The organism is Streptomyces sp. NPDC058373, from assembly GCF_042723275.1.
Classification (GTDB): domain Bacteria; phylum Actinomycetota; class Actinomycetes; order Streptomycetales; family Streptomycetaceae; genus Streptomyces.
The window spans coordinates 18,397-43,250 of the sequence record NZ_JBHXJE010000036.1 but is presented as its reverse complement, the minus strand read 5'-3'; the positions used below and the strand labels follow the sequence as shown (position 1 = coordinate 43,250).

General features: G+C 74.5%; 24 protein-coding genes. 17 read left to right on the top strand and 7 right to left on the bottom strand.

The window, feature by feature from the left end:
• The first annotated feature begins 9 nt into the window (after positions 1–9).
• From ACFWMZ_RS20350 to ACFWMZ_RS20315, 8 genes are all read left to right on the top strand, one after another.
• Positions 10–1,137 (top strand): ParA family protein, encoded by a 1,128-nt coding sequence (locus ACFWMZ_RS20350; protein ID WP_383183364.1) that lies wholly within the window; start codon positions 10–12, stop codon positions 1,135–1,137.
• On the top strand, positions 1,122–1,688 hold the full coding sequence (locus ACFWMZ_RS20345; protein ID WP_383183362.1) for a hypothetical protein: 567 nt from the start codon (positions 1,122–1,124) through the stop codon (positions 1,686–1,688). The genes ACFWMZ_RS20350 and ACFWMZ_RS20345 overlap by 16 nt, the downstream gene beginning before the upstream one ends.
• Positions 1,689–1,799: 111 nt before the next feature.
• Entirely contained in the window at positions 1,800–2,933 is a 1,134-nt protein-coding gene (locus tag ACFWMZ_RS20340; RefSeq protein WP_383203221.1) for a segregation and condensation protein A, read from the top strand.
• Complete coding sequence (gene scpB, locus ACFWMZ_RS20335; protein ID WP_383183359.1) at positions 2,930–3,586, top strand: SMC-Scp complex subunit ScpB; 657 nt, start codon at positions 2,930–2,932, stop codon at positions 3,584–3,586. Before ACFWMZ_RS20340 ends, scpB begins: the two co-directional genes overlap by 4 nt.
• Positions 3,586–4,641 carry a pseudouridine synthase gene (locus tag ACFWMZ_RS20330; RefSeq protein WP_383183357.1) on the top strand — a complete coding sequence of 352 codons (1,056 nt, stop codon included), beginning with the start codon at positions 3,586–3,588 and terminating at the stop codon, positions 4,639–4,641. Before scpB ends, ACFWMZ_RS20330 begins: the two co-directional genes overlap by 1 nt.
• A 193-nt stretch (positions 4,642–4,834) precedes the next feature.
• Complete coding sequence (locus ACFWMZ_RS20325; RefSeq protein ID WP_383203218.1) at positions 4,835–5,539, top strand: NUDIX domain-containing protein; 705 nt, start codon at positions 4,835–4,837, stop codon at positions 5,537–5,539.
• Positions 5,536–6,546: an ADP-ribosylglycohydrolase family protein gene (locus tag ACFWMZ_RS20320; protein WP_383203215.1), complete on the top strand. Its 1,011-nt coding sequence runs from the start codon at positions 5,536–5,538 to the stop codon at positions 6,544–6,546. The genes ACFWMZ_RS20325 and ACFWMZ_RS20320 overlap by 4 nt, the downstream gene beginning before the upstream one ends.
• Positions 6,543–7,325: a DNA polymerase beta superfamily protein gene (locus tag ACFWMZ_RS20315; RefSeq protein ID WP_383203212.1), complete on the top strand. Its 783-nt coding sequence runs from the start codon at positions 6,543–6,545 to the stop codon at positions 7,323–7,325. Before ACFWMZ_RS20320 ends, ACFWMZ_RS20315 begins: the two co-directional genes overlap by 4 nt.
• A gap of 11 nt (positions 7,326–7,336) precedes the next feature.
• Here ACFWMZ_RS20315 and ACFWMZ_RS20310 read toward each other — a convergent pair whose 3' ends face one another.
• Positions 7,337–8,143, bottom strand: coding sequence for a DNA polymerase beta superfamily protein (locus ACFWMZ_RS20310; RefSeq protein ID WP_383203238.1), 807 nt, complete (start codon positions 8,141–8,143; stop codon positions 7,337–7,339).
• Positions 8,144–8,375: 232 nt separating this feature from the next.
• Here ACFWMZ_RS20310 and ACFWMZ_RS20305 point away from each other — a divergent pair, with 232 nt between their 5' ends.
• The 4 genes from ACFWMZ_RS20305 to der all read left to right on the top strand — a co-directional run bounded on the left by ACFWMZ_RS20305 (position 8,376) and on the right by der (position 12,542).
• Positions 8,376–9,461, top strand: a complete 1,086-nt coding sequence (locus ACFWMZ_RS20305; RefSeq protein WP_383184120.1) for a prephenate dehydrogenase — start codon at positions 8,376–8,378, stop codon at positions 9,459–9,461.
• A gap of 124 nt (positions 9,462–9,585) precedes the next feature.
• Positions 9,586–10,287, top strand: a complete 702-nt coding sequence (gene cmk, locus ACFWMZ_RS20300; protein WP_383184122.1) for a (d)CMP kinase — start codon at positions 9,586–9,588, stop codon at positions 10,285–10,287.
• Positions 10,284–10,943 carry a lysophospholipid acyltransferase family protein gene (locus ACFWMZ_RS20295; protein WP_383184124.1) on the top strand — a complete coding sequence of 220 codons (660 nt, stop codon included), beginning with the start codon at positions 10,284–10,286 and terminating at the stop codon, positions 10,941–10,943. Before cmk ends, ACFWMZ_RS20295 begins: the two co-directional genes overlap by 4 nt.
• A gap of 135 nt (positions 10,944–11,078) precedes the next feature.
• Complete coding sequence (gene der, locus ACFWMZ_RS20290) at positions 11,079–12,542, top strand: ribosome biogenesis GTPase Der (RefSeq protein ID WP_383184126.1); 1,464 nt, start codon at positions 11,079–11,081, stop codon at positions 12,540–12,542.
• A gap of 101 nt (positions 12,543–12,643) precedes the next feature.
• On the opposite strand, the gene ACFWMZ_RS20285 is transcribed toward der, so the two are convergent.
• Together ACFWMZ_RS20285 and ACFWMZ_RS20280 are read right to left on the bottom strand one after the other, a co-directional pair.
• The gene (locus ACFWMZ_RS20285; RefSeq protein ID WP_383184128.1) at positions 12,644–12,928 is read right to left on the bottom strand and encodes a hypothetical protein; all 285 of its coding nucleotides are present in this window, start codon (positions 12,926–12,928) and stop codon (positions 12,644–12,646) included.
• A 173-nt stretch (positions 12,929–13,101) separates the two neighbouring features.
• A complete protein-coding gene (locus tag ACFWMZ_RS20280; RefSeq protein WP_383184129.1) occupies positions 13,102–13,875 on the bottom strand; it encodes a hypothetical protein in 774 nt (257 codons plus the stop codon).
• Between the two features lie 474 nt (positions 13,876–14,349).
• On the opposite strand from ACFWMZ_RS20280, the gene ACFWMZ_RS20275 reads away from it, so the two are divergent.
• The 3 genes from ACFWMZ_RS20275 (at position 14,350) to ACFWMZ_RS20265 (ending at position 17,210) form a co-directional block, all read left to right on the top strand.
• Positions 14,350–15,639: a glycosyltransferase family 4 protein gene (locus tag ACFWMZ_RS20275; RefSeq protein WP_383184131.1), complete on the top strand. Its 1,290-nt coding sequence runs from the start codon at positions 14,350–14,352 to the stop codon at positions 15,637–15,639.
• Between the two features lie 74 nt (positions 15,640–15,713).
• Positions 15,714–16,529, top strand: a complete 816-nt coding sequence (locus ACFWMZ_RS20270) for a hypothetical protein (RefSeq protein WP_383203209.1) — start codon at positions 15,714–15,716, stop codon at positions 16,527–16,529.
• Positions 16,530–16,994: 465 nt separating this feature from the next.
• Entirely contained in the window at positions 16,995–17,210 is a 216-nt protein-coding gene (locus ACFWMZ_RS20265; protein WP_383184135.1) for an I78 family peptidase inhibitor, read from the top strand.
• 85 nt (positions 17,211–17,295) lie between these two features.
• On the opposite strand, the gene ACFWMZ_RS20260 is transcribed toward ACFWMZ_RS20265, so the two are convergent.
• Together ACFWMZ_RS20260 and ACFWMZ_RS20255 are read right to left on the bottom strand one after the other, a co-directional pair.
• Positions 17,296–18,351 (bottom strand): phosphatase PAP2 family protein, encoded by a 1,056-nt coding sequence (locus ACFWMZ_RS20260; protein ID WP_383203206.1) that lies wholly within the window; start codon positions 18,349–18,351, stop codon positions 17,296–17,298.
• Positions 18,352–18,602: 251 nt separating this feature from the next.
• Complete coding sequence (locus ACFWMZ_RS20255) at positions 18,603–19,661, bottom strand: glycosyltransferase family 39 protein (RefSeq protein WP_383178943.1); 1,059 nt, start codon at positions 19,659–19,661, stop codon at positions 18,603–18,605.
• A gap of 334 nt (positions 19,662–19,995) precedes the next feature.
• Here ACFWMZ_RS20255 and ACFWMZ_RS20250 point away from each other — a divergent pair, with 334 nt between their 5' ends.
• The gene (locus ACFWMZ_RS20250) at positions 19,996–21,759 is read left to right on the top strand and encodes an MFS transporter (RefSeq protein ID WP_383178818.1); all 1,764 of its coding nucleotides are present in this window, start codon (positions 19,996–19,998) and stop codon (positions 21,757–21,759) included.
• On the opposite strand, the gene ACFWMZ_RS20245 is transcribed toward ACFWMZ_RS20250, so the two are convergent.
• Positions 21,746–22,189 carry a cell division protein SepF gene (locus ACFWMZ_RS20245; RefSeq protein ID WP_383178821.1) on the bottom strand — a complete coding sequence of 148 codons (444 nt, stop codon included), beginning with the start codon at positions 22,187–22,189 and terminating at the stop codon, positions 21,746–21,748. The two genes, ACFWMZ_RS20250 and ACFWMZ_RS20245, sit on opposite strands and share 14 nt — an antisense overlap.
• A 284-nt stretch (positions 22,190–22,473) precedes the next feature.
• Here ACFWMZ_RS20245 and ACFWMZ_RS20240 point away from each other — a divergent pair, with 284 nt between their 5' ends.
• Complete coding sequence (locus ACFWMZ_RS20240; protein WP_383203203.1) at positions 22,474–23,664, top strand: DUF5685 family protein; 1,191 nt, start codon at positions 22,474–22,476, stop codon at positions 23,662–23,664.
• 74 nt (positions 23,665–23,738) lie between these two features.
• Here the strand turns inward: ACFWMZ_RS20240 and ACFWMZ_RS20235 are convergent, their stop codons facing one another.
• On the bottom strand, positions 23,739–24,725 hold the full coding sequence (locus ACFWMZ_RS20235; RefSeq protein WP_383178827.1) for an ABC transporter substrate-binding protein: 987 nt from the start codon (positions 24,723–24,725) through the stop codon (positions 23,739–23,741).
• Positions 24,726–24,854: the final 129 nt, after the last annotated feature.

Below are 24,854 nucleotides of genomic sequence, written 5' to 3'. Positions count from 1 at the left end.
CGGCCAGGAATGCCTACGAGGGGCTCGGACCCCACGGGGCCGGAGGCTGCCGGCTCCATAGCTGTCCGCACCTTCGCAGCCCGACAGGCCCCCCAGACGACGCAGACAGCACACCAGAGCATGGATGGCCATCACGTGAACGCCATGGCCGGCGACCGGAGCGGCGATGACGCGTCCCGCTTCGCCGCGGACGCAGAACTGCCCGAGGGCCACTTCTACGACCCGGACGCCGAATACGAGCCCGATCCCGAGTACGCGGCCACGCTCGCCCCGGACGCCGCCCGCCAGCGCCGCGAGCGCATCGGCCCGACCGGGCGCCCGCTGCCGTACTTCCCCATCCCCGGGCCGCTGAACGACCACGGTCCCGCGAAGATCATCGCGATGTGCAACCAGAAGGGCGGCGTCGGCAAGACCACGTCGACCATCAACCTCGGTGCCGCGCTCGCCGAGTACGGCCGCCGGGTCCTGCTGGTCGACTTCGACCCGCAGGGCGCCCTCTCGGTCGGCCTCGGGGTCAACCCGATGGAGCTGGACCTCACCGTCTACAACCTGCTCATGGAGCGGGGCATGGCCGCCGACGAGGTGCTGCTGAAGACCGCGGTCCCCAACATGGACCTGCTTCCCAGCAACATCGACCTGTCGGCCGCCGAGGTCCAGCTGGTCTCCGAGGTCGCGCGCGAGTCGACGCTCCAGCGGGCGCTGAAGCCGCTGCTCGCCGACTACGACTACATCGTCATCGACTGCCAGCCCTCGCTCGGCCTGCTCACGGTGAACGCGCTGACCGCCGCGCACAAGGTGATCGTGCCGCTGGAGTGCGAGTTCTTCGCGCTGCGCGGTGTGGCGCTGCTCACCGAGACCATCGAGAAGGTCCAGGAGCGGCTCAACCCGGAGCTGGAGCTCGACGGCATCCTCGCCACGATGTACGACTCGCGCACCGTCCACAGCCGCGAGGTCCTCGCCCGCGTGGTGGAGGCGTTCGACGACAACGTGTACCACACGGTGATCGGCCGGACCGTCCGCTTCCCGGAGACCACGGTCGCCGGTGAGCCCATCACGACCTACGCCTCGAACTCGGTCGGTGCCGCCGCCTACCGCCAGCTCGCCAGGGAGGTGCTCGCCCGGTGTCACGCCGAGTGAGTCTGCCGGGGGCCGACGAACTGTTCCGCACCACGGGGGGCACGGCACTCCAGGCGTCCACTCCCCGCCGCCAGGGCGAGCCCCGGGTGCCCTCCCCGGCGGGGGAGAGCGACCCGGCGGGCGAGGAGACCGGCGCCCCCGGCCGCGACGACGAGCCGGCCGAGCACAGCGCCTCCGCGCCCCCGGCCGGAACACCCCGGGAGCGCGAGCACCGGGCCCGCAGCCCCGAGGACGACGCCCCGGTCCCCGGCCGCCGCACCCCGCCCCAGGACGGCCCGGCGGCCGAGCGGCCCGCGCCCCAGCGGCGGCGCGGCGGACGGAACGCCGCCCGCAGGCCCAGCGGCCGCGAGCGGCACGACGAGAAGATCACCGTCTACGTCTCCGCCGAGGAGCTGATGGACCTGGAGCACGCCCGGCTGGTGCTGCGCGGCGAACACGGACTCGCCGTCGACCGCGGCCGGATCGTCCGCGAGGCCGTCGCCGTGGTCCTCGCCGACCTGGAGGCGCGCGGCGAGGCCAGCATCCTCGTCCGCCGGCTGCGCGGCCGCTGACCCCGCTCCCCGGGCCCGCCCGCACCGCCCCTGTACGCGCCCCCCGCGTGCCCCGGACGCCCCGGCGCGGCCGGACCGGGCAGGCGGCCCCGGCGGGTAGCCTGCCCGCGCGTGCGGGAACCCGCCCGCCTCGCCCCGCCGCCCTCCTGGACCGCCATGCCGCCCCTCCCTGACGCCGCGCCCCCGCCACCCCGCTCCCGCCGCCCGCTCGGGCCGCGGGGGGCGGGGCCTCAGGCGGGGCGCGGACGGCCCGGGGACGCACCCGGCGGCGGTGGACGGCCCGAGGGCCTGACGGCCGACGAGGCCCAGGGCGCGGAGATCCCCGAAATCCCCGGTCAGGACAGCCCGGCCCCGGGCGGCGCCGCCGCGGACGCCGAGGCCGAGCCGTCCGACGGCCGGTTCACCGTCCGGCTGGCCAACTTCGAGGGCCCCTTCGACCTCCTCCTCCAGCTCATCTCCAAGCACAAGCTGGACGTCACCGAGGTCGCCCTCTCCCGGGTCACCGACGACTTCATGGCCCACATCCGGGCGATGGGCGCCGACTGGGACCTCGACCAGACCACCGAGTTCCTGGTGGTCGCGGCCACCCTGCTGGACCTCAAGGCGGCCCGGCTGCTGCCCGCCGCCGAGGTCGAGGACGAGCAGGACCTCGCCCTGCTCGAAGCCCGCGACCTGCTCTTCGCCCGGCTCCTGCAGTACCGCGCGTACAAGCGGATCGCCGAGATCTTCGAGGGCCGGCTCGCCGAGGAGGCGCACCGCTACCCGCGCATCGTCGGCCTGGAGCCGCACCACGCCGCGCTGCTGCCGGAGGTGGTCATCCGGGTCGGCCCGGAGGGCTTCGCCGAGCTGGCCGTGAAGGCGATGCGGCCGCGCCCCGAGCCGCAGGTCTACGTCGAGCACATCCACGCGCCGCTGGTCTCCGTCCAGGAGCAGGCCGAAGTGGTGATGGGCCGGCTGCGCGCGGCGGGCCGGACCAGCTTCGCCGAGCTGGTCGCCGACGCTGAGGGGACGCTGACCGTGGTGGCCCGCTTCCTGGCCCTCCTGGAGCTGTACCGGGAGAAGGCGGTCACGCTCGACCAGGACGAGCCGCTGGGGGAGCTGCTGGTCTCCTGGAGCGGCACCGGTGAGGCGGCCCCCCGCGTCACCGACGAGTTCGACCGCCCGCCCGAGCCGCACGCCGACGCGGGGCCCGGCCCGGGGGAGGTCGTACCGGCCGCCGTGCCGGCCGAGGAGGAGGACGCGTGAGCGAGGAGCACCCGGCGCGGCCGGACGCCGCCGAGCTGGAGCTGAAGCCCGCCCTGGAGGCGGTGCTGATGGTGGTCGACGAACCGGCCACCGTCGACCACCTGGCCAAGGTCACAGGACGCCACCGGCGGGCCGTCGCCGAGGCCCTCGCCGAGCTGGCCGAGGAGTACACCCGCCAGGGGCGCGGCTTCGAGCTGCGGATGGTGGCGGGCGGCTGGCGCTTCTACACCCGGCCCGCCTACGCGGCGGCGGTCGAGGCGTACGCGCTCGACGGCCAGCAGGCCCGGCTCACCCAGGCCGCCTTGGAGACTCTGGCGGTCGTCGCCTACCGTCAGCCGGTGAGCCGTTCGCGGGTCTCGGCGGTCCGCGGCGTGAACTGCGACGGGGTCATGCGGACACTCCTCCAGCGGGGTCTGGTCGAGGAGGCGGGCGCGGAACCCGAAACAGGTGCGATCCTGTACACCACGACCACCTACTTCCTGGAGCGGATGGGCCTGCGCGGTCTGGACGAGCTCCCCGAGCTGGCGCCCTTCCTCCCCGAGGCGGACGCCATCGAGGCCGAGACGCAGGAAGCCATGCCCTCGTTCGATCCGGACGCTCCGGATCCGGGCGAAGGCTCCATGACGACGACGGAACGACTGACGGAACTCTGATGACAAGCAGCGGCAGGAACAGCGGACGAGGCAACCAGAAGGGAGCGGGCAGCGGGCGCGACGGCAACCAGCAGAAGCGCCCGGGCCGCCCCCGCCCCGAGGAGCGCCGCTATGACGTCGGCGGTTCCGGCGGTGAGGGCGGCGGCGCCCGCAAGGGCCGCGGCGACGCGGCGCGCGGCGGCGCCAAGGGCGGCCCGAAGCAGGGGCAGCAGCAGCGCGGGCGGTCCCGTACCGCTCCGGCGCGCTCCCGCGAGTACGACGCCCGGGCCGAGGAGCGCAACCGCGACCGGTACAACGAGAAGAGGACCCCGCCCCGCCAGGCGGCCCCCGGCGCCGAGGGCGAGCGCCTCCAGAAGGTGCTGGCCCGCGCCGGTTACGGCTCGCGCCGCGCCTGCGAGGAGCTGATCGAGGCCGCCCGCGTGGAGGTCAACGGCGAGATCGTGCTGGAGCAGGGCCTGCGGGTCGACCCGGAGAACGACGAGATCAAGGTCGACGGCCTCACCGTCGCCACGCAGTCGTACCAGTTCTTCTCGCTCAACAAGCCCGCCGGTGTCGTCTCCACCATGGAGGACCCGGACCGCCGGCAGTGCCTCGGCGACTACGTCACCAACCGGGAGACCCGGCTCTTCCACGTGGGGCGGCTCGACACCGAGACCGAGGGCGTCATCCTCCTCACCAACCACGGCGAGCTGGCGCACCGCCTGACCCACCCCAAGTACGGCGTGAAGAAGACGTACCTGGCGCACATCGTCGGGCCCATCCCGCGCGACCTGGGCAAGCGGCTCAAGGACGGCATCCAGCTGGAGGACGGGTACGCCCGCGCCGACCACTTCCGGGTCGTCGAGCAGACCGGGAAGAACTACCTGGTCGAGGTGACCCTGCACGAGGGCCGCAAGCACATCGTCCGCCGGATGCTCGCCGAGGCGGGCTTCCCGGTCGACAAGCTGGTGCGGGTCGCCTTCGGCCCGATCACCCTCGGCGACCAGAAGTCGGGCTGGCTGCGCCGCCTGAGCAACACCGAGGTCGGGATGCTGATGAAGGAGGTCGAGCTGTAAGGCTCGCCCCCTCGTCGGCCGCGGCCGACCTGGTACGCGATGACCGGTTCCCCTGGCGGGGACCGGTCATCGGTCGTTTCCGGGCGGGGGGCGGCGAACGGCGGCCGTCCCCGGCCCCGGAAAACCGGAAGCCTTTCCTCCGGCGGGGGGATGCCTTTATATGGTCCACCTGACCAAAAAGGAGGGCGAGGGCGTGGCCTACGACAAGTACCGGTACGAGCCGTTCGCCGTCGCCGTCGACCTCGCCGTCTTCACCGTCCAGGACGGCGTCCTGGAGGTCGTCCTCGTCGAGCGCGGCGAGGAGCCCTTCCGGGGCCACCTGGCACTCCCCGGCGGCTTCCTGCGGCCCCGCGAGTCCGCCGCCGAGGCCGCCCGGCGCGAACTGGCCGAGGAGACCGGCGTGGCGGGCGGCTTCCGCCTCGAAGAACTCGGCGCCTACAGCGACCCGGACCGCGACCCCCGCATGCGGGTCGTCTCCCTCGCCCACACCGCCCTCGTCCCCGGCCTGCCCGAACCTCGCGCGGGTACCGACGCCGCCCGCGCCCTGCGCCTGCCGTACGCCGGGACCGGGCCGCTCGCCTTCGACCACGACCGCATCCTCGCCGACGCCCACCGCCACGTCGGCGCCCTGCTGGAGACCACCCCGGCCGCCACCGCCTTCTGCCCGCCCGCCTTCACCCTCGGCGAGCTGCGCCGGGTCTACGAAGCCGTCTGGGGCACCGTCCTCGACCCGGCCAACTTCCGCCGCAAGGTGCTCGGCACCCCCGGCTTCACCGAGCCCGCGCCAGGACCGGCGCGGCTCACCGGCGGGCGCGGCAAACCCGCCGCCCTGTACCGCGCCGGGCCCGCCACCCGGCTCCACCCGCCTCTGACGCACCCCGAAGGGCCCCGCTCATGAACCGACCGGCCACCGGCTCCCTGCTCGGACTCGCCCTCGGCGACGCCCTGGGCTTCCCCACCGAGTTCAACGACGTCCCCTCGATCCTCGCCAAGTGCGGGCCCTGGCGTGAGATGGCGCTGCCCCGTCCCGCCTACATCACCGACGACACCCAGATGACGCTCGCTGTCGCCCGTGCCCTGCGCGACACCCTCGACGGCGGCCCGCTCGACGCGGGCCGCCTCGAAGGACCGCTGCGGGCGGAGTTCACCGCCTGGTACCGCTCGCCCGACAACGACCGCGCCCCCGGCCGCACCTGCCTCACCGCCTGCGCCGCCCTGGAGCGCCCCGGCCTCGCCTGGGCCGACGCCGGCCGGATCGGCTCCAAGGGCTGCGGGGCCAACATGCGCGTCGCCCCCGTCGGCCTCGTGCCCGGCCTCACCGCCGACACCCGCGCGGGGGCCGCACAGTTCCAGTCCGCGCTGACCCACGGCCACCCCACCGCGCTGGCCGCCTCCGACCTCACCGCCCACACCGTCCGCCTCCTCGCCGACGGCGCCGACCCCGCCGCCCTGGTCGGACTGCTCCGCTCGTACGCCCTCGACCAGCGCACCCGCTACCACCACCAGTGGCTCGGCGAGCTCTGGCGGCGGGCCTACGACCCCGACCCGGCCCACTTCATCGCGCGCGGCTGGGACGACTGTCTCGCCGCCCTCGACCGGCTCCGCGCCGCCCTCGACACCCCGTCGCCCGAGACCGATCCGTGCCTGACCACCGGCGAGGGGTGGATCGCCGAGGAAGCCCTGGCCACCGCCCTCCACTGCTACCTGCTCTTCCCCGACGAACCTCTGACCGCGCTGCGCCGCGGCGCCTGCACATCCGGCGACTCCGACTCGATCGCCTGCCTCGCCGGAGCCTTCGCAGGAGCCCGCCTCGGCGCCGCCGCCTGGCCGGCCGACTGGACCGACCACGTGGAACACCGCGAGGCACTGCTGGCCTTCGGCGCCCTCTGGGACGGTGCCCGGTGACGACTGCCTCACCCGAGGCCCTCCGTACGGCGGGCCTGCCGCTCACCGACCTCGCCCCCCTGCTCGCCGACCAGCCGGACCCCCTGGTCTTCGCCACGGTCTCCGGCGCTCACCTCTACGGCTTCCCGTCCCGCGACTCCGACATCGACCTGCGCGGTGCCCACCTGCTCCCGGCGGCCGCCCTGCTGGGCCTGGAGGAGCCGGAGGAGACCCGCACCACCGCCGACGACAGCGGCGGCGTCGAGCGCGACCTCGTCACCCACGACCTGCGCAAGTTCGCCCGGCTGCTGCTGAAGCGCAACGGCTACGTCCTGGAGCAGCTGACCTCGCCGCTCGTCGTGCACACCGGCCCGGTCCACGCCGAACTCACCGCTCTCGCCCCTGGCGTTCTCACCCGCCACCATGCCCACCACTACCGGGGCTTCGCCCGCACCCAGTGGCGGCTGTACGAGCGCACCGGCGAGCTGAAGCCGCTGCTGTACACCTACCGGGCGCTGCTCACCGGCATCCACCTGATGCGCGCCGGCGAGGTCCAGGCCCACCTGCCCACCCTCTGCGCCCTGCCGGAGGCCCCGGCACGGCTCCGCGGGCTGATCGCGGCCAAGGCGGAGGCGGAGCACGGGCCCGGGGACCCCGCGCTCCGGATCACGGCCGAAGGGGAGACGGCCCGGCTGCACGCCGTGCTCGACGAGGCCGAGGCCGCCTCCGCCCTGCCCGACGCCCCCTCGGGCCGGGCCGCCCTGCACGACCTGGTCGTCCGCGCCCGCCCGGCCGCCTGAGCGGGACCGGGTCACCCGAGAGCCGCCGCCGAGTCCCGGCGTACCCGGTACAGGAAGTCCTCCCCCCGGGCCCGGTCGGGGGCGGCGGGCAGCGGAGTGGTGAGGGCCGCCTCCTCGCAGGCCGCGTCCAGGTCCGCCATGGCCGAGGTGACCCGCTCCCAGGACCACTCGCCGCGCCGCACCGCCAGCAGCTCCTCGCGGGCCTCGCCGACCCCGACCACCAGGCCCTGTCCGGCGGATCTTCGTGGGCCTGCGACGCCTGGCACGCACTCTCGCCGTACGCCCGAATCACCCGAGTACGTCCAGTACGAGGGAGATCCGAACGCACGCCGAGAGTACGCACCAGACGCCGCAGGCTCTTCCACGAAGATCCGCCGGACAGGGCCTAGGCGGCCGGTGCGCAGCAGGTCGCGGCAGCTGCGCTGGAGGCGGAGCAGGTGCATGGCGTGCTTCCAGCGCGGTGCGCCGTGGGTGCGGACGTCCGCCTCCAGCTTCCTGCGCTGACCGGCCGCGTACCGGGAGAAGGTCCGCAGGACCTCCTGGGAGAGGAAGGCGTCCCGCAGCGACAGCAGCTCCTCGCCGCGCGGGTCCGCGTACTCCACCGAGGGGGAGTGGAGGCACTCCAGGATGTTCGGGTTGGCGCGCAGCGCGAGGGCGCAGAACCGCTCCAGCTCCCAGGAGAACCGCTCCTCCTCGGGGCCGTCCAGATGCGTGGGCGGCCGGGAGAAGCCCCAGAACCACGGCGTGGGGGCCACGTAGACACCCCGGCGGTCGGTGTCCGACTCCTCGGTGGCCAGGCCGAAGGCGCGCGACCCCATCACCCACGACACGACCGTGTGCTCCCGCACCAGGACCAGCTCGCCGCCGGCCGCCTCCCACGGTGTGCTCCCGCCGCCGCCCACCGGCACCCCGCCTCCCTCGGTACGCATGCCCGGGAGGGTACGCGGGCCGCCGCACCCCCGCGCGCGGCTACGCTGAGCGGCGACCCCGGACGGCCCCGGCCGGCCCGTGGCGCCGCCCCGCACGCGAACCCTCCCGCAAGGACGCCCCGTGAGAACCGCCCTCGTCATCGGTACCGGCCTGATCGGCACCTCCATCGCGCTGACCCTCGCCGAGCGGGGCATCACCGTGTATCTCGCGGACGCGGACCCGGGGCAGGCCAGGACCGCGGCCGGGCTCGGCGCCGGGAGCGCCCAGGAGCCGCCCGGGCCGGTCGACCTCGCCGTGGTCGCCGTACCCCCCGCGCACGTCGCCGCCACCCTCGCCGACGCCATGCGCCGCGGCCGGGCCCGCGCCTACCTCGACGTGGCCAGCGTCAAGGGCGGCCCCCGCCGCGACCTCGCCGCCCTCGGCCTGGACCTCTCCGGCTACCTGGGCAGTCACCCCATGTCGGGCCGCGAGCAGTCCGGCCCGCTCGCCGCCACCGCCGACCTCTTCGAGGGGCGGCCCTGGGTCCTCACCCCCACCCCGGAGACCGACACCGAGGTCCTCAACCTCGCCCTCGAACTGGTCTCGCTCTGCCGGGCCGTCCCCGTCGTCATGGACGCCGACGCCCACGACCGCGCCGTCGCCCTCGTCTCGCACATGCCGCACCTGGTCTCCGGGCTGGTCGCGGCGCGGCTGGAGCACGCCGACGACAGCGCCGTACGCCTGTGCGGGCAGGGCATCCGCGACGTCACCCGCATCGCCGCCTCCGACCCGCGGATGTGGATCGACATCCTCTCCGCCAACCCCGGACCGGTCGCCGACCTGCTCGGCGCGCTCGCCGCCGACCTGGACGCCACCGTCGCCGCGCTGCGCGCCCTGGAGTCCGGCGACCCCGAGCGGCGGCGCGAGGGCGCCGAAGGCGTCGAGCGGCTGCTGCGCCGGGGCAACGCCGGGCAGATCCGGGTCCCCGGCAAGCACGGCGCCGCCCCCCGCACCTACGAGACCGTCGCCGTCCTCATCTCCGACCAGCCCGGCGAGCTGGCCCGGATCTTCGCCGACGCCGGACGCGTCGGCGTCAACATCGAGGACGTCCGCATCGAGCACGCCACCGGGCAGCAGGCCGGACTGGTCCAGCTCCTCGTGGAACCGGCCGCCGTCGGCGCGCTGCGGGTCGGCCTCAGCGAACGCGGCTGGTCGCTGCGCGCCTGAACGCCTACGCCCGCCGCCGTACCCCCGTCCGGGTGACCGGGCCGCCGCCGCCCCGCCGGACGGAAGGGGGCCCCGGACCCAGTAACCTGGGAGCATCGTGCAGCCATCCGTATCAGGAGACAGCGTGGAAACCGCCCCCCGGACCGTTCCGGCAGTCATCGTCGCCATCGACGGTCCCTCCGGTACGGGCAAGTCGAGCACCTCCAAGGCCGTCGCGGCCGCGCTGGGGCTCAGCTACCTCGACACCGGGGCCCAGTACCGGGCGATGACCTGGTGGATGGTGGAGAACGGCATCGACACCGCGGACGCCGAGGCGATCGCGGACGCGGCCGCCAAGCCGGAGATCGTCTCCGGCACCGACCCGCTGGCGCCGACCATCACCGTCGACGGCATCGACGTCTCCGGCCCGATCCGCACCCAGGAGGTCACCTCCAAGGTCTCCGCCGTCTCCGCGGTGCCCCGGGTGCGCACCCTGATCACCGAACTCCAGCGGACCATCGCCGCCGGAGCCGAGGGCGGCATCCTGGTCGAGGGGCGCGACATCGGCACCACCGTGCTCCCCGACGCCGACCTCAAGGTCTTCCTGACCGCCTCGCCCGAGGCCCGCGCGGCCCGCCGCAGCGGCGAGCTGAAGGGCAAGGAGGCCACCGACCTGGCGGCCACCCGCGAGGCGCTGATCCGGCGCGACGCGGCCGACTCCGGCCGCAAGACCTCGCCGCTCGCCAAGGCGGACGACGCGGTCGAGGTCGACACCAGCGACCTCACCCTCCAGCAGGTCATCGAGTGCGTCGTCACCCTCGTCGAGGAGAAGCGAGCGGTCCGGTGACGGCGGACACCCTCCCCTCGGAGCGCGGCGCTGCCGTCGGCCGGGGCATCGGCATCGGCCTGATGTACGGGCTGTGGCGGCCGCGCGTGCTCGGCGCCTGGCGGGTGCCGTCGGCGGGGCCGGTGATCCTCGCGGTCAACCACAGCCACATGATCGACGGCCCCATGCTGATGGGGACGGCACCGCGGCCGGTGCACTTCCTGATCAAGAAGGAAGCCTTCGTCGGCCCGCTCGACCCGTTCCTGCGGGGGATCGGCCAGCTCAAGGTCGACCGGGACACCACCGACCGCGCCGCCGTCACCGACGCCCTCGGTGTCCTCAAGGAGGGTGGCGTCCTCGGGATCTTTCCCGAGGGCTCCCGGGGCGAGGGCGACTTCGCCTCGCTCCGCGCGGGACTCGCGTACTTCGCGGTCCGCAGCGGCGCCCAGGTGGTCCCGGTGGCCGTCCTCGGCGGAGCCGACCGGGCCGGACGCCTGGTCAAGGCCCTGCCGCCGCTGCGCGCCCGGGTCGACGTGGTCTTCGGTGACCCGTTCGAGGCGGGCGACGGCAGCGGGCGCCGCACCCGCAAGGCGCTCGACGAGGCCACGGTGCGCATCCAGGGCGCGCTCCGGGCCCACCTGGAGAACGCCAGGCGTCTGACCGGACGCCAGGGGTGACCGGCACATCCCGCACAGCGCAGGATGTACCGGACATCCCAGGTAAGACTTGAAGCAGTGGTCCGCCCGAGGCGGTCCATCGACGACGCGGTCGGCGCGACGACGCGGCCGGCGCAGTACAGAGGAACGGACTTCATGAACGACCACCACATCTCCGACGACGAGCACGGAGAGCTTGGCGAAGCCGAGTACGCGCAGTTCATGGAGCTGGCCGCGGAAGAGGGCTTCGACATCGAGGACGTCGAGGGCGCCATCGAGGAGGCCGGCCACGGCCCCCTCCCGGTGCTCGCGGTCGTCGGACGGCCCAACGTCGGCAAGTCGACCCTGGTCAACCGGATCATCGGCCGCCGCGAGGCCGTCGTCGAGGACAAGCCGGGCGTCACCCGCGACCGCGTCACCTACGAGGCCGAATGGGCCGGGCGCCGCTTCAAGCTGGTCGACACCGGCGGCTGGGAGCAGGACGTCCTCGGCATCGACGCCTCCGTCGCCGTTCAGGCCGAGTACGCCATCGAGGCGGCCGACGCGGTCGTCTTCGTGGTCGACGCCACCGTCGGCGCCACCGACACCGACTCCGCCGTGGTGCGGCTGCTGCGCAAGGCCGGCAAGCCCGTCGTGCTCTGCGCCAACAAGGTCGACGGCCCCTCCGCCGAGGCCGACGCCGCCATGCTCTGGTCACTGGGTCTCGGCGAGCCGCACCCCGTCTCGGCGCTGCACGGCCGCGGCACCGGCGACATGCTGGACGCCGTGATCGAGGCGCTGCCCGACGCGCCCCCGCAGACCTTCGGCGGCGCCGCCCCCGGCGGCCCCCGCCGCATCGCGCTGATCGGCCGGCCCAACGTCGGCAAGTCCTCGCTGCTCAACAAGGTCGCCCGCGAGGACCGCGTCGTCGTCAACGAGCTGGCGGGCACCACCCGCGATCCGGTCGACGAGCTGATCGAACTCGGCGGCATCACCTGGAAGTTCGTGGACACCGCCGGTATCCGCAAGCGGGTCCACCTCCAGCAGGGCGCGGACTACTACGCCTCGCTGCGCACGGCCGCCGCCGTGGAGAAGGCCGAGGTCGCCGTCATCCTGATCGACGCCGGCGAGACGATCAGCGTCCAGGACCAGCGGATCGTCACCATGGCCGTCGAGGCGGGCCGCGCCATCGTCGTCGCCTACAACAAGTGGGACACCCTCGACGAGGAGCGCCGCTACTACCTGGAGCGGGAGATCGAGACGGAGCTGGCGCAGATCTCCTGGGCCCCCCGGGTCAACGTCTCCGCCACCACCGGCCGCCACATGGAGCGCCTGGTCCCCGCCATCGAGACCGCCCTGGCCGGCTGGGAGACGCGGGTGCCCACCGGGCGGCTCAACGCCTTCCTCGGCGAGCTGGTCTCCTCCCACCCGCACCCGGTGCGCGGCGGCAAGCAGCCCCGCATCCTCTTCGGCACCCAGGCGGGCACCAAGCCGCCCCGCTTCGTCCTCTTCGCCTCCGGCTTCATCGAGCACGGCTACCGCCGCTTCGTCGAGCGCCGCCTGCGCGAGGAGTTCGGCTTCGAGGGCACCCCGATCAAGATCTCGGTCCGGGTCCGCGAGAAGCGCGGCCGCAAGAAGTAGCCGTACCCCGGTCCCATGGGACCGGCAGCCGTGAGAGGGGCCCGCCGTGGTGGCGGGCCCCTCTCACGTGCTCTGCCGCCCGGACGGACGGGGGAACGGCCCTACTGGCGCTCCCAGCGCGGTGGAGCCGGCGGCAGCGCCGGAGCGGCGTGCCTGCGGGCCGACGGCGACCAGCTCCCGGCGGCCCTCTCCTCCGGGCGCGGATACGCGTCCTGGTGCGGGCGGCGAAAGCCGTGCGGCGACGTTCCGAACGCGTTGAAGCGGAGATCCTCCTCGCCGCTGCGGTCCCCGGGCAGCGCACGGAAGGACCGGCGGTACTCCGAGTACAGCGCGTCGTAGATCGGCGTGGACGAGCGGCCGTCGGTCAGATCCTGCGCGGGGCGCATGGACGGGATGGACGACGGCGGCAACGGCCGGGAGCGGGAGGGATCGTAAGCGTGCACACACGTCCAAACGACCCCGCGGCCCAGGAGATGCGGGCGCGGCCCGCGCTTCACCGTGGGCGGAAGGCTGGCCGCCCCGCCGGACCGGGACCCGGGGGCCCCGGGCCCGGGGCCAATCAGGTACCGGCGAGCGGCATCGCCGCGGCGACCAGGCGGCCCTGCGCCGCCGCGCGGTCCAGCGCGTCCCGCAGCAGATCCTCCCGGGGCTGCTGGCCGATGGAGCCCGCGGGCGCCGCGTAGACCAGGACGGTCTGGGTCTTGTTGGCCGCCGCGCGCCAGCTGTCCGCGACCTGGAGCGGCTGGTGGGCCTGCCACCAGGCGACCGGGGCGCCGTTCTCCGCCCCCGGCTGGAGGACCGCGTGGAGCTGGCCCACGGCGAGCAGCACCGACCAGCCGTGCAGCACCGGCGGGACCTCCTCCACCGTCGGGCAGGGCACGAAGCGCTGCTCGGCGAGGAGATCCAGGAAGGCGTCCTCGGTCCCGCCCGAACCGGGGCGGACGATCGGGCCGGTCGGCTCCACCACCAGCGCGGGGTGCAGCTCACCGTCGATCAGGACCAGCCCGCTGGTCACGCCGAGGACGGCCTGCTCCGGGGCGGGGTCGGCGCCCGAGCCGTCGGCGTTGATGGAGCGGACCGCCCCCTGCAACTGCTCCTCGGTGACCTTGACGATCTGCGAGGGCAGGCAGGTGGCGTGGGCGAAGGCCAGGACGGCTGTTTCGTCGCCGACGAACAGGACGGTGCTGGTGCGTTCCTGTTCCGAGTCGCCCGGGGTGCGGCACGACGTGCAGTCGTAGTGGCCCGGGGTGTTCTCTCCGGCGAGCAGCCGTTCGGCTTCTGCGTCGCCGATCTCGGCGCGTACGTCATCGCTGACGTCGAGCATGCGCGGCACGGGTGGCTCCTCGGAATTCGGTGCGTGAGCGAGTCCGGCGGGTCACCGGCTCAACGAGGACAACGGGTGACCCGGGGTGCAAGTCACGCGCCGGTTCGTACGGAAAACGCTTCCACGGAACACCCGTTCGCGCCGGGGTGGTGGCGCGGCGCGCGGGCGCACGGCGTGGCTCGCCGCGCGCCGTCCGCCGGGCGGCCTAGCGTGGCGCGGTGCCGCGCCTGCTCGCCGCCGCCGTCGCCGCCCTCGCGCTGCTCGCCCTCCCGCCGGCCCACCGCTCGGGGCGGCCCACAGGCTGCCGTCCCCCGAAGTCTGATGGGTCCTCCGGGCGAATGGTTCCCGACATCTGGCGTCAATACCGCATCCCTTGTGGCACAAGATGATGATGAGGCCAACCCATTCCGCACCCGCCCGGTCCTCCTCCCTGGACAGGCCGACACGACGCCGTGTGCGGGGAAGGACGGGACGGCACCGCCCATGCGCATCTCTTTCCTCATCCACAACGCCTACGGCATCGGCGGCACCATCCGCGCCACCCACAACCTCGCCGCCGGTCTCGCCGCCCACCACGAGGTCGAGATCGTCTCGGTCTTCCGCCACCGCGAGAAGCCGTTCCTCGGTCACCACCCCGGAGTGACGCTGCGCCACCTCGTCGACACCCGCGCGGGCACCCCCGGCTACGAGGGCGATCACCCCGAACACGCCGTCGCCGCCCAGCACTTCCCGCGCGAGGACGGCCAGTACAAGGCCTACAGCGTGCTCACCGACCGCCGCATCCGCGCACATCTCGCCACCGTCGGCGCCGACGTGGTCGTCACCACCCGGCCCGGGCTGACCCATCACCTCGCCCGCCAAGGGCACCGCGGCGCCGTCCGCGTCGGGCAGGAACACCTCGGCCTCGACGCCCACACCCCCGCTCTGCGGCGCCGGCTGCGGGCCGTCTACCCCCGCCTGGACGCGCTCACCACGGCCACCGAGGCCGACGCGCGGGCCCATCGCGGCCGACTCCGGCTGCCCGGTGTCCAGGTGGCGGTGCTGCCCAACGCCGTCCCCGCCCCGGTCGGCCCGCCCGCCGACCCCGCCGCCCGGCGCATCGTCGCGGCCGGCCGCCTCGTTCCGGTCAAGCGGTACGACCTGCTCATCCGGGCCTTCGCCCGGGTCCACGAACTCCACCCAGACTGGAGCCTGGACATCTGCGGCGGCGGGGAGCGGCGCGCCGCCCTCGCGGAGCTGGTCGACCGGCTGGGCCTCGCCGGTCACGTCCGCCTGCGCGGTGCCGTCCACCCCATGGAGGACGCCTGGACCAGCGGCTCCGTCGCGGCCGTCAGCTCCAGCTGGGAGGCGTTCGGCATGACGCTGGTCGAGGCGATGCGCTGCGGGGTGCCGGTGGTCGCCACCGATTGCCCGAACGGGCCCCGCGAGATCATCACCGACGGCGTCGACGGGCGCCTCGTCCCTCCCGGCGACCCCGACGCCCTCGCCGAAGGCCTGCTCCAACTCGTCGGCGACGAGAGCCTGCGGCGGTCCATGGGCAAGGCCGCCCTGGCCAACGCCGCCCGCTTCGACCCGGCCGCCGTCGCCGAACGCTGCTCCGACCTCTTCACCTCCCTCGTCGCCCGGCGCGGCCGGGCCGGGGGCGCCGCCCGACTGCGCGGCTCAGGCCACCGCGCCCGGGGCGCCGCGCTCAGCGCCGCCTTCACCGTGCGCGACACCGGACGCTCCCTGCGCTCCGCCGCCCGTGCCGCCACCCCGGGCGGCTCCGGTTGACCGCGCTCCTGCCCCGCCCCCCGTCCGACGGCACCGGGCCCCGCCCGGCCGCCGGGCCGCCGCGCGCCGACTGCGTGGCCGACACCGCGGGCGGGCTCACCTTCGACCTGGCCGGCCCCGGGGGCCGGGACACCGGCGGGGCCGCTCTGCTGCTGCGTCCGCGCGACCGGGGGACGGCCGCCGTGCCGCTGCCGCTCACCCCGGTCGGCGGCGGGCGCCTGCGCGCCGCCCTGCCCCGGACCGTGCCGCTGCCCGAGGGCCACTGGGACGCCTGGCTGCGGCTGCCGGGCACCGCCGACCGCCGGCTGGCGCCCGGCACCCGCCACCTGGGCCCGCTCACCGCCGCCCGGGCGGCCGACGCGGCGGCGGGACGGGTCGTCGCCCGGCTGCCCTACGCCACCCGCGGCGGGCGGCTCAGCCTCCGCAGTTGGCTGCGCGCCCCGCACGCCGAGGCCGTCGCGCTCCGCGCCGATGACAGGCGGTTCACGGTCACCGGCCGCCTCTACGGCGCCGTGGTGACCGCGCACGCCTACGGCGAGATACGCGCCGCCGACTCCAGCGCCCCGCGCTGCCGCGTCCCCCTGGCCGCCACCCCCGCACCGGCACACCCCCTGGCCGAGGGCACCCCCTTCACCCTGACCCTCCCGCACACCGCCCTCACCCCCGACACCCGCCCCCGCACCTGGTCGGTCTGGCTCCACCCCGCCGGAGAAACCGGCCCCGAGGCCCGCCTCTCCCGCCTCCTGGGTCCCGGCGGCGTCACCACCGCCCCCCGCCCCCACCCCGCCGTCACCCTCCCCGGCCCCCTACGCGCCGAACCCCACTACACCCCCACTCACGACCTCGCCCTCCGCCTCACCCCACCCCTTCCCGCACCCCGCCGAGGCTGAGCCGCGCCTGCGGGGGTGGGGTGGCCTCAGGCGCCGGCCGGGCTGGAGGGGGTGCTCGCTGCTCGCGTGCCCCTGTCACTGATGGCCTTTCGAGGTGGTCGAGGGCCCCGGGGGCGAGAAGAGCCTGCGGGCCGTCCACGGCCCGCTCGGCCGGGCGCTGGAGCGCGGCGAGCGGGCCAGAGGGGAGAACGCGGACTCCACCCGGGAATCCGAATAACCGATGAACGGGAATTCCGGCCCGTTCATCGCGCTGTCGCGGGCGGGTCGAAGAGCCGGAAAGAGTGAGGGCCCCGGCATCGGAATGGGGAATTCCAAGCGGCGGGCGGATAACCCTCCGTAAACCGGTGAGGAAAAAAACCTGGGCGGGAAACGGCCGTACGTGTGAACGAGTCCCCGGCAAACGCGTGTCGCGGTCCTGTGACAGAAGCGTGACCCGTGGCGGACTGAAGGGGCTACGGTGGCGCCATGGCTTCCCTTCCCACCCCGCCCCCCGACCCGCAGGACGACCCCGCCTCCTACGTCGGCCTGACCGCCGAGGACGCCGAACGCCAGGCAGGGGAACGCGGCTGGACGACCGTACGGACTCTGCCGCCCGGCGCCATGATCACCATGGAGTTCCTCTCCGGCCGGATCAACTTCGAGGTCACCGACGGCCGCGTCACCCGCGGCTGGAAGGGCTGAGACCCGCGTAGGCGGTACGAGAACGGGCCCGGCCCCCCGCATTCCGTGCGAGGGTCCGGGCCCGTTCCTGCGTCCGGTGTCCGGCTCAGCCGCCCGCTACCGGGCGGGGTGACGGCCCGCCGCGCTGGCCGCGGTCGCCGGTGTGCGGCGGGCGGCGTCCGGCCGGGGAGGGCTGCGGCGGCCGCTCGGCGCGGCCCGCGTGCGGGCGCTGCGCCCCGTGCGTCCGGCCGGGTCCGGGCCGCACCTGCTGCACCGACGGCTCCGCCACCGCCAGCCGCTCGGCCGGAGCAGGGGAAGAGGCGCCGGCGGCCGGGGGCGCTTGCGCGGACGTGGTCGCGACCGGGACCGCCGCGCCGGGGCGGGGGATCGGCAGCCGGTCGCCCCAGCGCGCCCAGAGCAGGTCGCGGGCGCTCAGGATGCGGGCCTCCGCCCAGTTGATCGCGGGCTCGAACCAGGGCAGGGCCAGCAGGATCAGCAGCCCCGCCGCCCAGCCCAGCAGGACGTCGCTCAGCCAGTGCGTACCGAGGTAGACCGTGGTCAGGCCGACACCGAGGGAGACCACCGCCGACAGCGCTGACAGGTGCCGCCTGGCCCGCGGCGTGGCGGCCAGGTAGGCGAGGATGCCCCAGGTCACCACGGCGTTGGCGGTGTGGCCGGAGGGGAATATGTCCCCGCCCTGCCACATCTCGTTGGCCCCGATCACGGTGGCGTAGTGCGGGCCGAGGCGGCCCATGCCGATCTTCGCGGCGCCCACCGTGACGTTCAGCAGCAGCAGCGAGGCGCCCAGCGCCAGCAGTGGCCGCAGCGTGTGCTGCCGCCAGGAGCGCCAGCCCAGCCAGGCCGCGACCATCACCGCCGTCGGGCCGCGCTGCCCCAGCACCACGTAGTAGTCGAGGAACGGGTGGATCTCGGGCCACTGCTGGTAGGGGCGGAAGAACATGAGCTGCCAGTCCAGCCGGACCAGCCAGCTCGTGGTGATCACGGCCACGACGATGGTGGCGTAGAACGCCAGCGTCGCGCCGAACAGCACGATCCTGTGCCGGCTCATGCGCGGCACATGGAGCTGCTCCGGCCGCTGCTGCTCACGGTCCAGCCGGGCGAACAGCCGGTCCAGACGGGTGAGGTTCGGTTCGGTACCCACTCAATCGACGTTACAGGGAGTGAGTGCTCGGCTCGCTCGCATCTTCGGCTTTGTGATGACCATGTGATGTGGCATAGCTCTCAGCGCGTCCTTTATCCCGGCATTACAGGGGCGGCGGCGGAAAGTGTTAGGGCGGCCCGGCCGTATTGTCCGGCCCGGTAATTCTTCCACTTTTCCATTCTTTCGCCGACCGGAATCCGGACACCTTCCCGGGCGCCACCTGGCCAGGGGCGGCGGGGCGGTCTCGCAGGTCAGGGCGGTCCTGAACCGTTCAGCCAGAAGCCCGCGTACCCGGCCGACAGAAGACCGACACCCGCCAGCACCATCCCCCGGCGGGCCGCGCTCCACCGGGCCAGAGTCACGGCGAGCGGCAGCAGCAGGGGGAAGGCCGGCAGCAGCAGCCGCGGCTTCGAGCCGAAGTACCCGGAGGCGCAGACCGCCAGCACCACCACGATCCCCGCGTAGACCAGCAGTACCGCGGGCTGCCCCTGTCGTACGCACCGCACGCAGAGCCAGGCCAGCAGTGCCAGCCCCACCACCAGCCCCAACCCGCCCCAGAGCCCCGGGCCGGTCAGCAGGGAGCCGATGAAACGGGCGAAGGCCACCCCGCCGTCGAAACCGTTGCCCCACCCCTCCTGCACGGACAGGTAGCCGAAGACCGGGTCGCCGGTCCGCGCTCCCACCCACACCACGTACGCGCCCGCGCCGAGCGGTGACAGCAGCGCGCCCGCCGCCATCGCCGGGGCGAGCCGCCCCCGGCGGCGCGCGGCCAGGACCACACCCACCACGACCGCCGCGGTCACCGCCATCCCCACCGGCCGGGTCAGCCCCGCCAGCGAGGCGAGCAGCCCCGCCGCGACCCACCGCTCCCGCAGCAGCGCGTACAGCGCCCACGCGGCCAGTGCGGTGAAGAGCGACTCGCTGTACGCCATCGACTGCACGATCCCGACCGGCAGCACCGCCCACAGCGTCACCGCCGCCACCCCGGCCGCCGTCCCGTACAGCCGCTCGGCGACCGCGAAGATCCCCCAGGCCGCCGCGAGCGAGGCGACCGCGCTCACCACCAGCCCCACGTCCGGCGCCGCCAGCGGCGTCAGCCAGGCCCCCAGCCGCTCCAGCCACGGCAGCAGCGGGAAGAAGGCCAGGTCGGAGTGGACGGCCCCGTCGGGGAGCACCACCTTCCAGCCGTAGCCCTGCTCGGCGACGCGCGCGTACCAGAGCGAGTCCCAGCGGCGGGAGAGCAGCCGGTGGGCGTCGTTGCCCGCCGCGGCGCTCCAGAAGGCGAGGACGGCCAGCCCCGTCAGCCGCACCGCCGCGTACACCGCGAGGGCGAGTCCGGCGCGGCGGAGGCCCGGAGGGCCTGGGTCGGCCCCCATGGCCGGGGAGAACGGGCGGATTTGATCAGAAGCGGTCACCGGGTGATTATCCGTGCGGAGACCGAGCCGCTGGGGAGGGGCCTGTGAGCGAGCGCGCACCGCACGTGGCGCACACCACATTCCGAGGTCGCAACGGTGGGAGCCACGCCACCCTCCAGCCGGGGGTACTCACGTACGCTGTCGGCTCACTCGTTCGTCGTCGTGGCCCGGGCCGGGAGTCCGTACCCCGCCGAAGTGAGACGCACGAGGCTCACTGGGAGGTACGCGCATGACCGGGACGCCCCACGCTGCCCCGCCCGAGGGCTCCGAGGCCCCGGCCCGCCGCTGGATGATCCTCGTCGTGCTCTGCGCCAGCCTGCTGCTGGTCGCCGTCGACGCCACCGTGCTCCACGTGGCCATCCCCGCCGTCAGCGAGGACCTGCGCCCCGGGCAGGTCCAGTTGCTCTGGATCGTCGACAGCTACCCGCTGATCTGCGCCTCGCTGCTCATCCTCTTCGGCACCCTCGGCGACCGCGTGGGCCGCCGCCGCATCCTGCTGCTGGGCTACGCCCTCTTCGGTGTCGCCTCGGCGCTCGCGGCCGCCGCCGAGACGGCCCAGCTCCTCATCGCCGCCCGGGCGCTGCTCGGCGTGGGCGGCGCCATGATCATGCCCGCCACCCTGTCGATCCTGCGCCAGGTCTTCCCCGACCGGCGCGAGCGGGCGCTGGCCATCGGCGTGTGGAGCGCGGTCGCCGGCATCGGCGCGGCCGGCGGTCCGCTGCTCGGCGGTTTCCTGCTGGAGCACTTCTGGTGGGGCGCGGTCTTCCTCATCAACATCCCGCTGATGCTCGTCTCGCTGCCCGTCGGCCGCTGGCTGCTGCCGGAGTCGACCGGCGACGGGCAGGGGCCCTGGGACGCGGTCGGCGCCCTGCTGGCGGCGGCGGGGCTCTTCGGCGTCGTCCTCGGCGTCAAGCAGGCCGGCAGCGGCGAGGTCTCCGCCCTCGCCACCTTCGTCCCGCTGGTCGTGGGCGCCACCCTGCTGACCGTCTTCGTACGGCGGCAGCGGGGCCGCCCGCATCCGCTGGTCGACCTCGCGCTGTTCGCCCGGCCCGCCTTCGGGACCTCGGTGGGGTGCATCGTCCTGGCCATGCTCGCCCTGGTCGGCCTGGAGTTGATCGCCGCGCAGTACCTCCAGCTCGTCCTCGGCCTCTCCCCGCTGGAGACCGGCCTGCGTCTGCTGCCGCTGACCTTCGCGGCGATGGCGGCCGGGCTCGCCGGCTCACGGCTGCTCGGCCGGTTCGGGCCGCGCGCCATGGTCGGCTCGGGGTTCACGCTCACCGCCGTCGCCGTGCTCGTCCTCACCGGCATGGGCGACCACGACAACCCGCCGCTGCTGATCGGCGGCTTCGTCCTGCTCGGCCTCGGCCTGCAGACGACGCTCTTCAGCTCGTACGAGTCGATGCTCAGCGATGCGCCCAAGGACGAGGCCGGCGGGGCCGCCGCGATCGGCGAGACCTCCTACCAGCTCGGCGCGGGCATCGGCATAGCCCTGCTCGGCAGCGTCATGAACGCCGCCTACGGCCCGGGGCTGCGGCACGTGGAGGGCGTCCCCGAGGCGGCCGCGGCCGACGCCCGCCACTCGCTCGGCGAGGCGTACGACGTGGCACGGGAGCTGGGCGGGTCGGCGGGGGCCGCCCTGCGGGCCGCCGCCAAGGACTCCTTCGTGCACGGTCTGCACGTCACGCTGGTCGTCAGCGCCGTCCTGCTGCTGCTCGGCGCGCTGGCCGCGCTGCGGCTGCCCCGGTCGATGGATCCCGTACAGGCGGAACCCGGCGACCCGGGCCCCGGGCCGGCCGGGGGCTCCGAGCATCTGACGCCGGGGCTCCGCAAGACCGAGGCGCCCGCGGACGGGCCTCGCCGCCCGGCACCGCCCCGCCCGCGTTCCGGGAAGGACGCCGACCGGGCCGTGCCCGGCGGTGAGCGGGGAACCGTCGCCGACGGGCGGCAGCCCCGGGACTCCGCGCCGGTGAGCGGACCGGTCAGCTCTGGTTGAAGAAGCCGTTGTCCGTGCGGTGGGCGGCGCCGCCGTCGACGATCTGGGTGTCCGGCGGCGAGAGCAGGAAGACCCGGGTGGCGATCCGCTCGATGGAGCCCCGCAGTCCGAAGATGAGCCCGGCCGCGAAGTCCACGACGCGCTTGGCGTCGCCGGGGTCCATGGCGGTCAGGTTGATGATGACGGGCACCCCGTCCCGGAACAGCTCGCCGATCCGCCGGGCGTCCCGGAAGCTCTCCGGCGTGACCGTGCCGATCCGGCGGCCCTGTTCGTGGGCGGACTCCGAGGCGACCTGGACCCGGGGGTCCGTCACCCAGGCGTCGCCGGGCTCCGGGCCCTCGGCAGCCTCGTCGGCATAGCCGTCGTAGTAGCGCTCGTCGTTGTCGTCGACGAGGCCAAGCCAGGCACTCGCCTTGCGCACCGATCCCATGGACGCCTCCTCTCGCAGCGGTTTCCCTGTTTTCCGCTCCCCTATCGTCGTCCATCATGCTGACAACGCGCCAAGGGGATAGGCGGCGCGCGGGGCTTTCGTGACGGTACTGGTGCACGCTATGACCGCATTCCCCAAGGACCGTGCGGTATCACTGTGCTGACAGCGAGTGAAAAGACGATGATCGGCGCCCGTCGCGCCGTCCGGGTGACGGACGGCGGCGTCCGGGTGACGCCGAGCGGCCCGTGCCGCCGTGCGCCGACGTCAAGGGGGGAAGGCAGCGGATGTTCGGAATGGTCCGGCCGTGCACGCACCGGCTGGGGGAGCGGCTGACCGCTCAGTGGATGGCTCACCTGTGCGGTCTCTGCCTCGCGCTGCGGGGACAGGCCGGCCAGTTCGCCCGGGTGGTCACCAACTACGACGGGCTCGTCATCTCCGTGCTGACGGAGGCTCAGGCCGGGGCCGAGCGTGCCGGAAGGCGCCGCGCGGGACCCTGCGCGCTGCGCGGCATGCGGCGCGCCTCGGTGGCTCAGGGTGACGGTGCGCGGCTCGCGGCCGCCGTCTCGCTCATCCTCGCCTCGGCGAAAACCCGTGACCATGTCACAGACCGGGACGGCCTGCTGGCACGCCGTCCGGTCGCCGCGGCGGCCCGCCGCGTCGCGGGCGTATGGGACAAAGAGGGCGCCCGGGCCGGTGCCGGGGTCGGGTTCGACACCGCGCTCCTCGTCGGCGCGGTGGAGCGTCAGCCCGAAGTGGAGGCGCTCGCCGGCCCCGGAACGCCGCTGCTGGCCGTGACCGAGCCGACCGAGACGGCGACCGCGGCGGCCTTCGCGCACACCGCGCGCCTCGCGGGCGTCCCCGCCAACGCGGCGCCGCTCGCCGAGGCCGGCCGCCTCTTCGGTCGCCTCGCCCATCTGCTGGACGCCGTCGAGGACCAGGAGAAGGACGCCGCGAGCGGAGCGTGGAACCCGCTCACAGCGACCGGCACCCCGCGCGCGGAGGCCCGCCGGCTCGCCGCCGACGCGCTGCACGGCATCCGCCTCGCCCTGGACGAGGCCGAGTTCGCCGACGGGCGGCTCGCCCACGTCCTCCTCGTCCACGAACTGGGCCGCTCGGTGGAGCGGGCGTTCGGCGAGGAGCGGCACCGGCACGGCCCGGAAGGGTCCGGCCCGGCGCCGGGCAATCCGTACGCCCCGGGGGCGCCGCCGCAGCCCGGCGGCCCCGGCGACCTCCCGCCCCCGCCGCCCAGGAGTCCGCGCGGACTGATACCCGGCTGCCTGGTCTTCGTCGGCCTCGCCTGCACCTGCCAGATGTGCTGCGGGACCTACGACGGGCCGTGGAGCCGTCGCCGCCGGGACGGCCTGTGCAAGGGGTGCGACAGGTGGTGCGACTGCTGCGACTGCTGCAGTGAGGGGTGCAGTTGCTGCGGGGACGGCTGCTGCTGCGACGGCTGCTGCTGCGACTGCGGCGCCTGACGGTCCGGTGCAAAGACGGCCGCCCGGTGGTGTGAGGCCACCGGGCGGCTCGCCTCGCGGAAGCCGCCCCGGCGTCAGTTCTTCAGCTCCGGCGGTGAGATGCGGGACTCCTTCAGGGCCGAGCCCGTCACGCCCCACTTCTTCAGGATGCGGGCGTACGTCCCGTCCTCGATGAGACGGTCGACCGCCGCCCGGAACGCCGGGGCGAGCGGGGTGCCCTTCTTGAAGGCGAGGCCCACGTCCAGGCGCTGGAACTCGTTGAGGAACCGCAGCCCGGGCTGCTGGTCCACGGCGTACCGCAGGCCGTTGATGGTGCTCATCACGATGTCGCTGCGGCCCTGCTGGAGCGAGGCCCACAGGGCGCCCTGCTCGGCGTAGGTGCGGACCTCGTACGGCTTCTCGCCCTTCTCGGCGCAGCGGGAGCGATTCTCCTCCAGGGTGACCTCGAAGGTGGTGCCGGCGCCGGTGGCGACGTTCAGGCCGCAGAGCTGGGTGAGGTCGGTGACCTTCTTCAGGGTGCTGTCCTCGCGGACGGCGAAGCCCTGCCCGTCGTTGATGTAGGTGACGAAGTCCAAGGTGGCGCGGCGGTCGTCGGTGACGCCGAAGTTGCCGGTGCCCACCTCGTACTTGCCGCTGCCCAGCGCCGGGAGGATCGCCTCGAAGCTGGCCACCTCGCGCTTGACGTCGAGGCCGAGGACCTTCGCGGCGGCGTCGGCCACGTCGCGGTCCAGCCCCACGACGGTCCTGCCGTCGTCCAGGTAGGTGGAGGACGGGGGTGAGCCCACGCTGCCGGCCAGGGATATCTCGCCGCCGTCGCGCAGGGCGGCCGGGAGCAGTTTCACCGCGGCGGGGTCCTTCCGCACCCCGGAGACCACGTCCTCGGTGGGCAGGGAGGCGGCGGCCCCGGCCTTGGTGCCGGACAGGTCCTCGCCGCCCGCGTCGGCCGGGCCCTGCCCGCCGCAGGCGGTGAGGGTGAGGGCGCCGGCGGTCACCAGGGCGAACAGCCCCGTCTGGCGGCGGGCGGTCCGCCGCGCGGAACCGGGCGGCAGGGGGCTGCTCATGGCGGGGTGTCTCCTGGCGTGTCTCGGTGGATGGTATGGGTGTCCCGGCATGCGGGACGTCCAGTAAGGCGTAATCAACCGCCCCTGAAAAAAGCGGAGTTGGGAACGGTGCGAGGGGAGGGGGCGCCC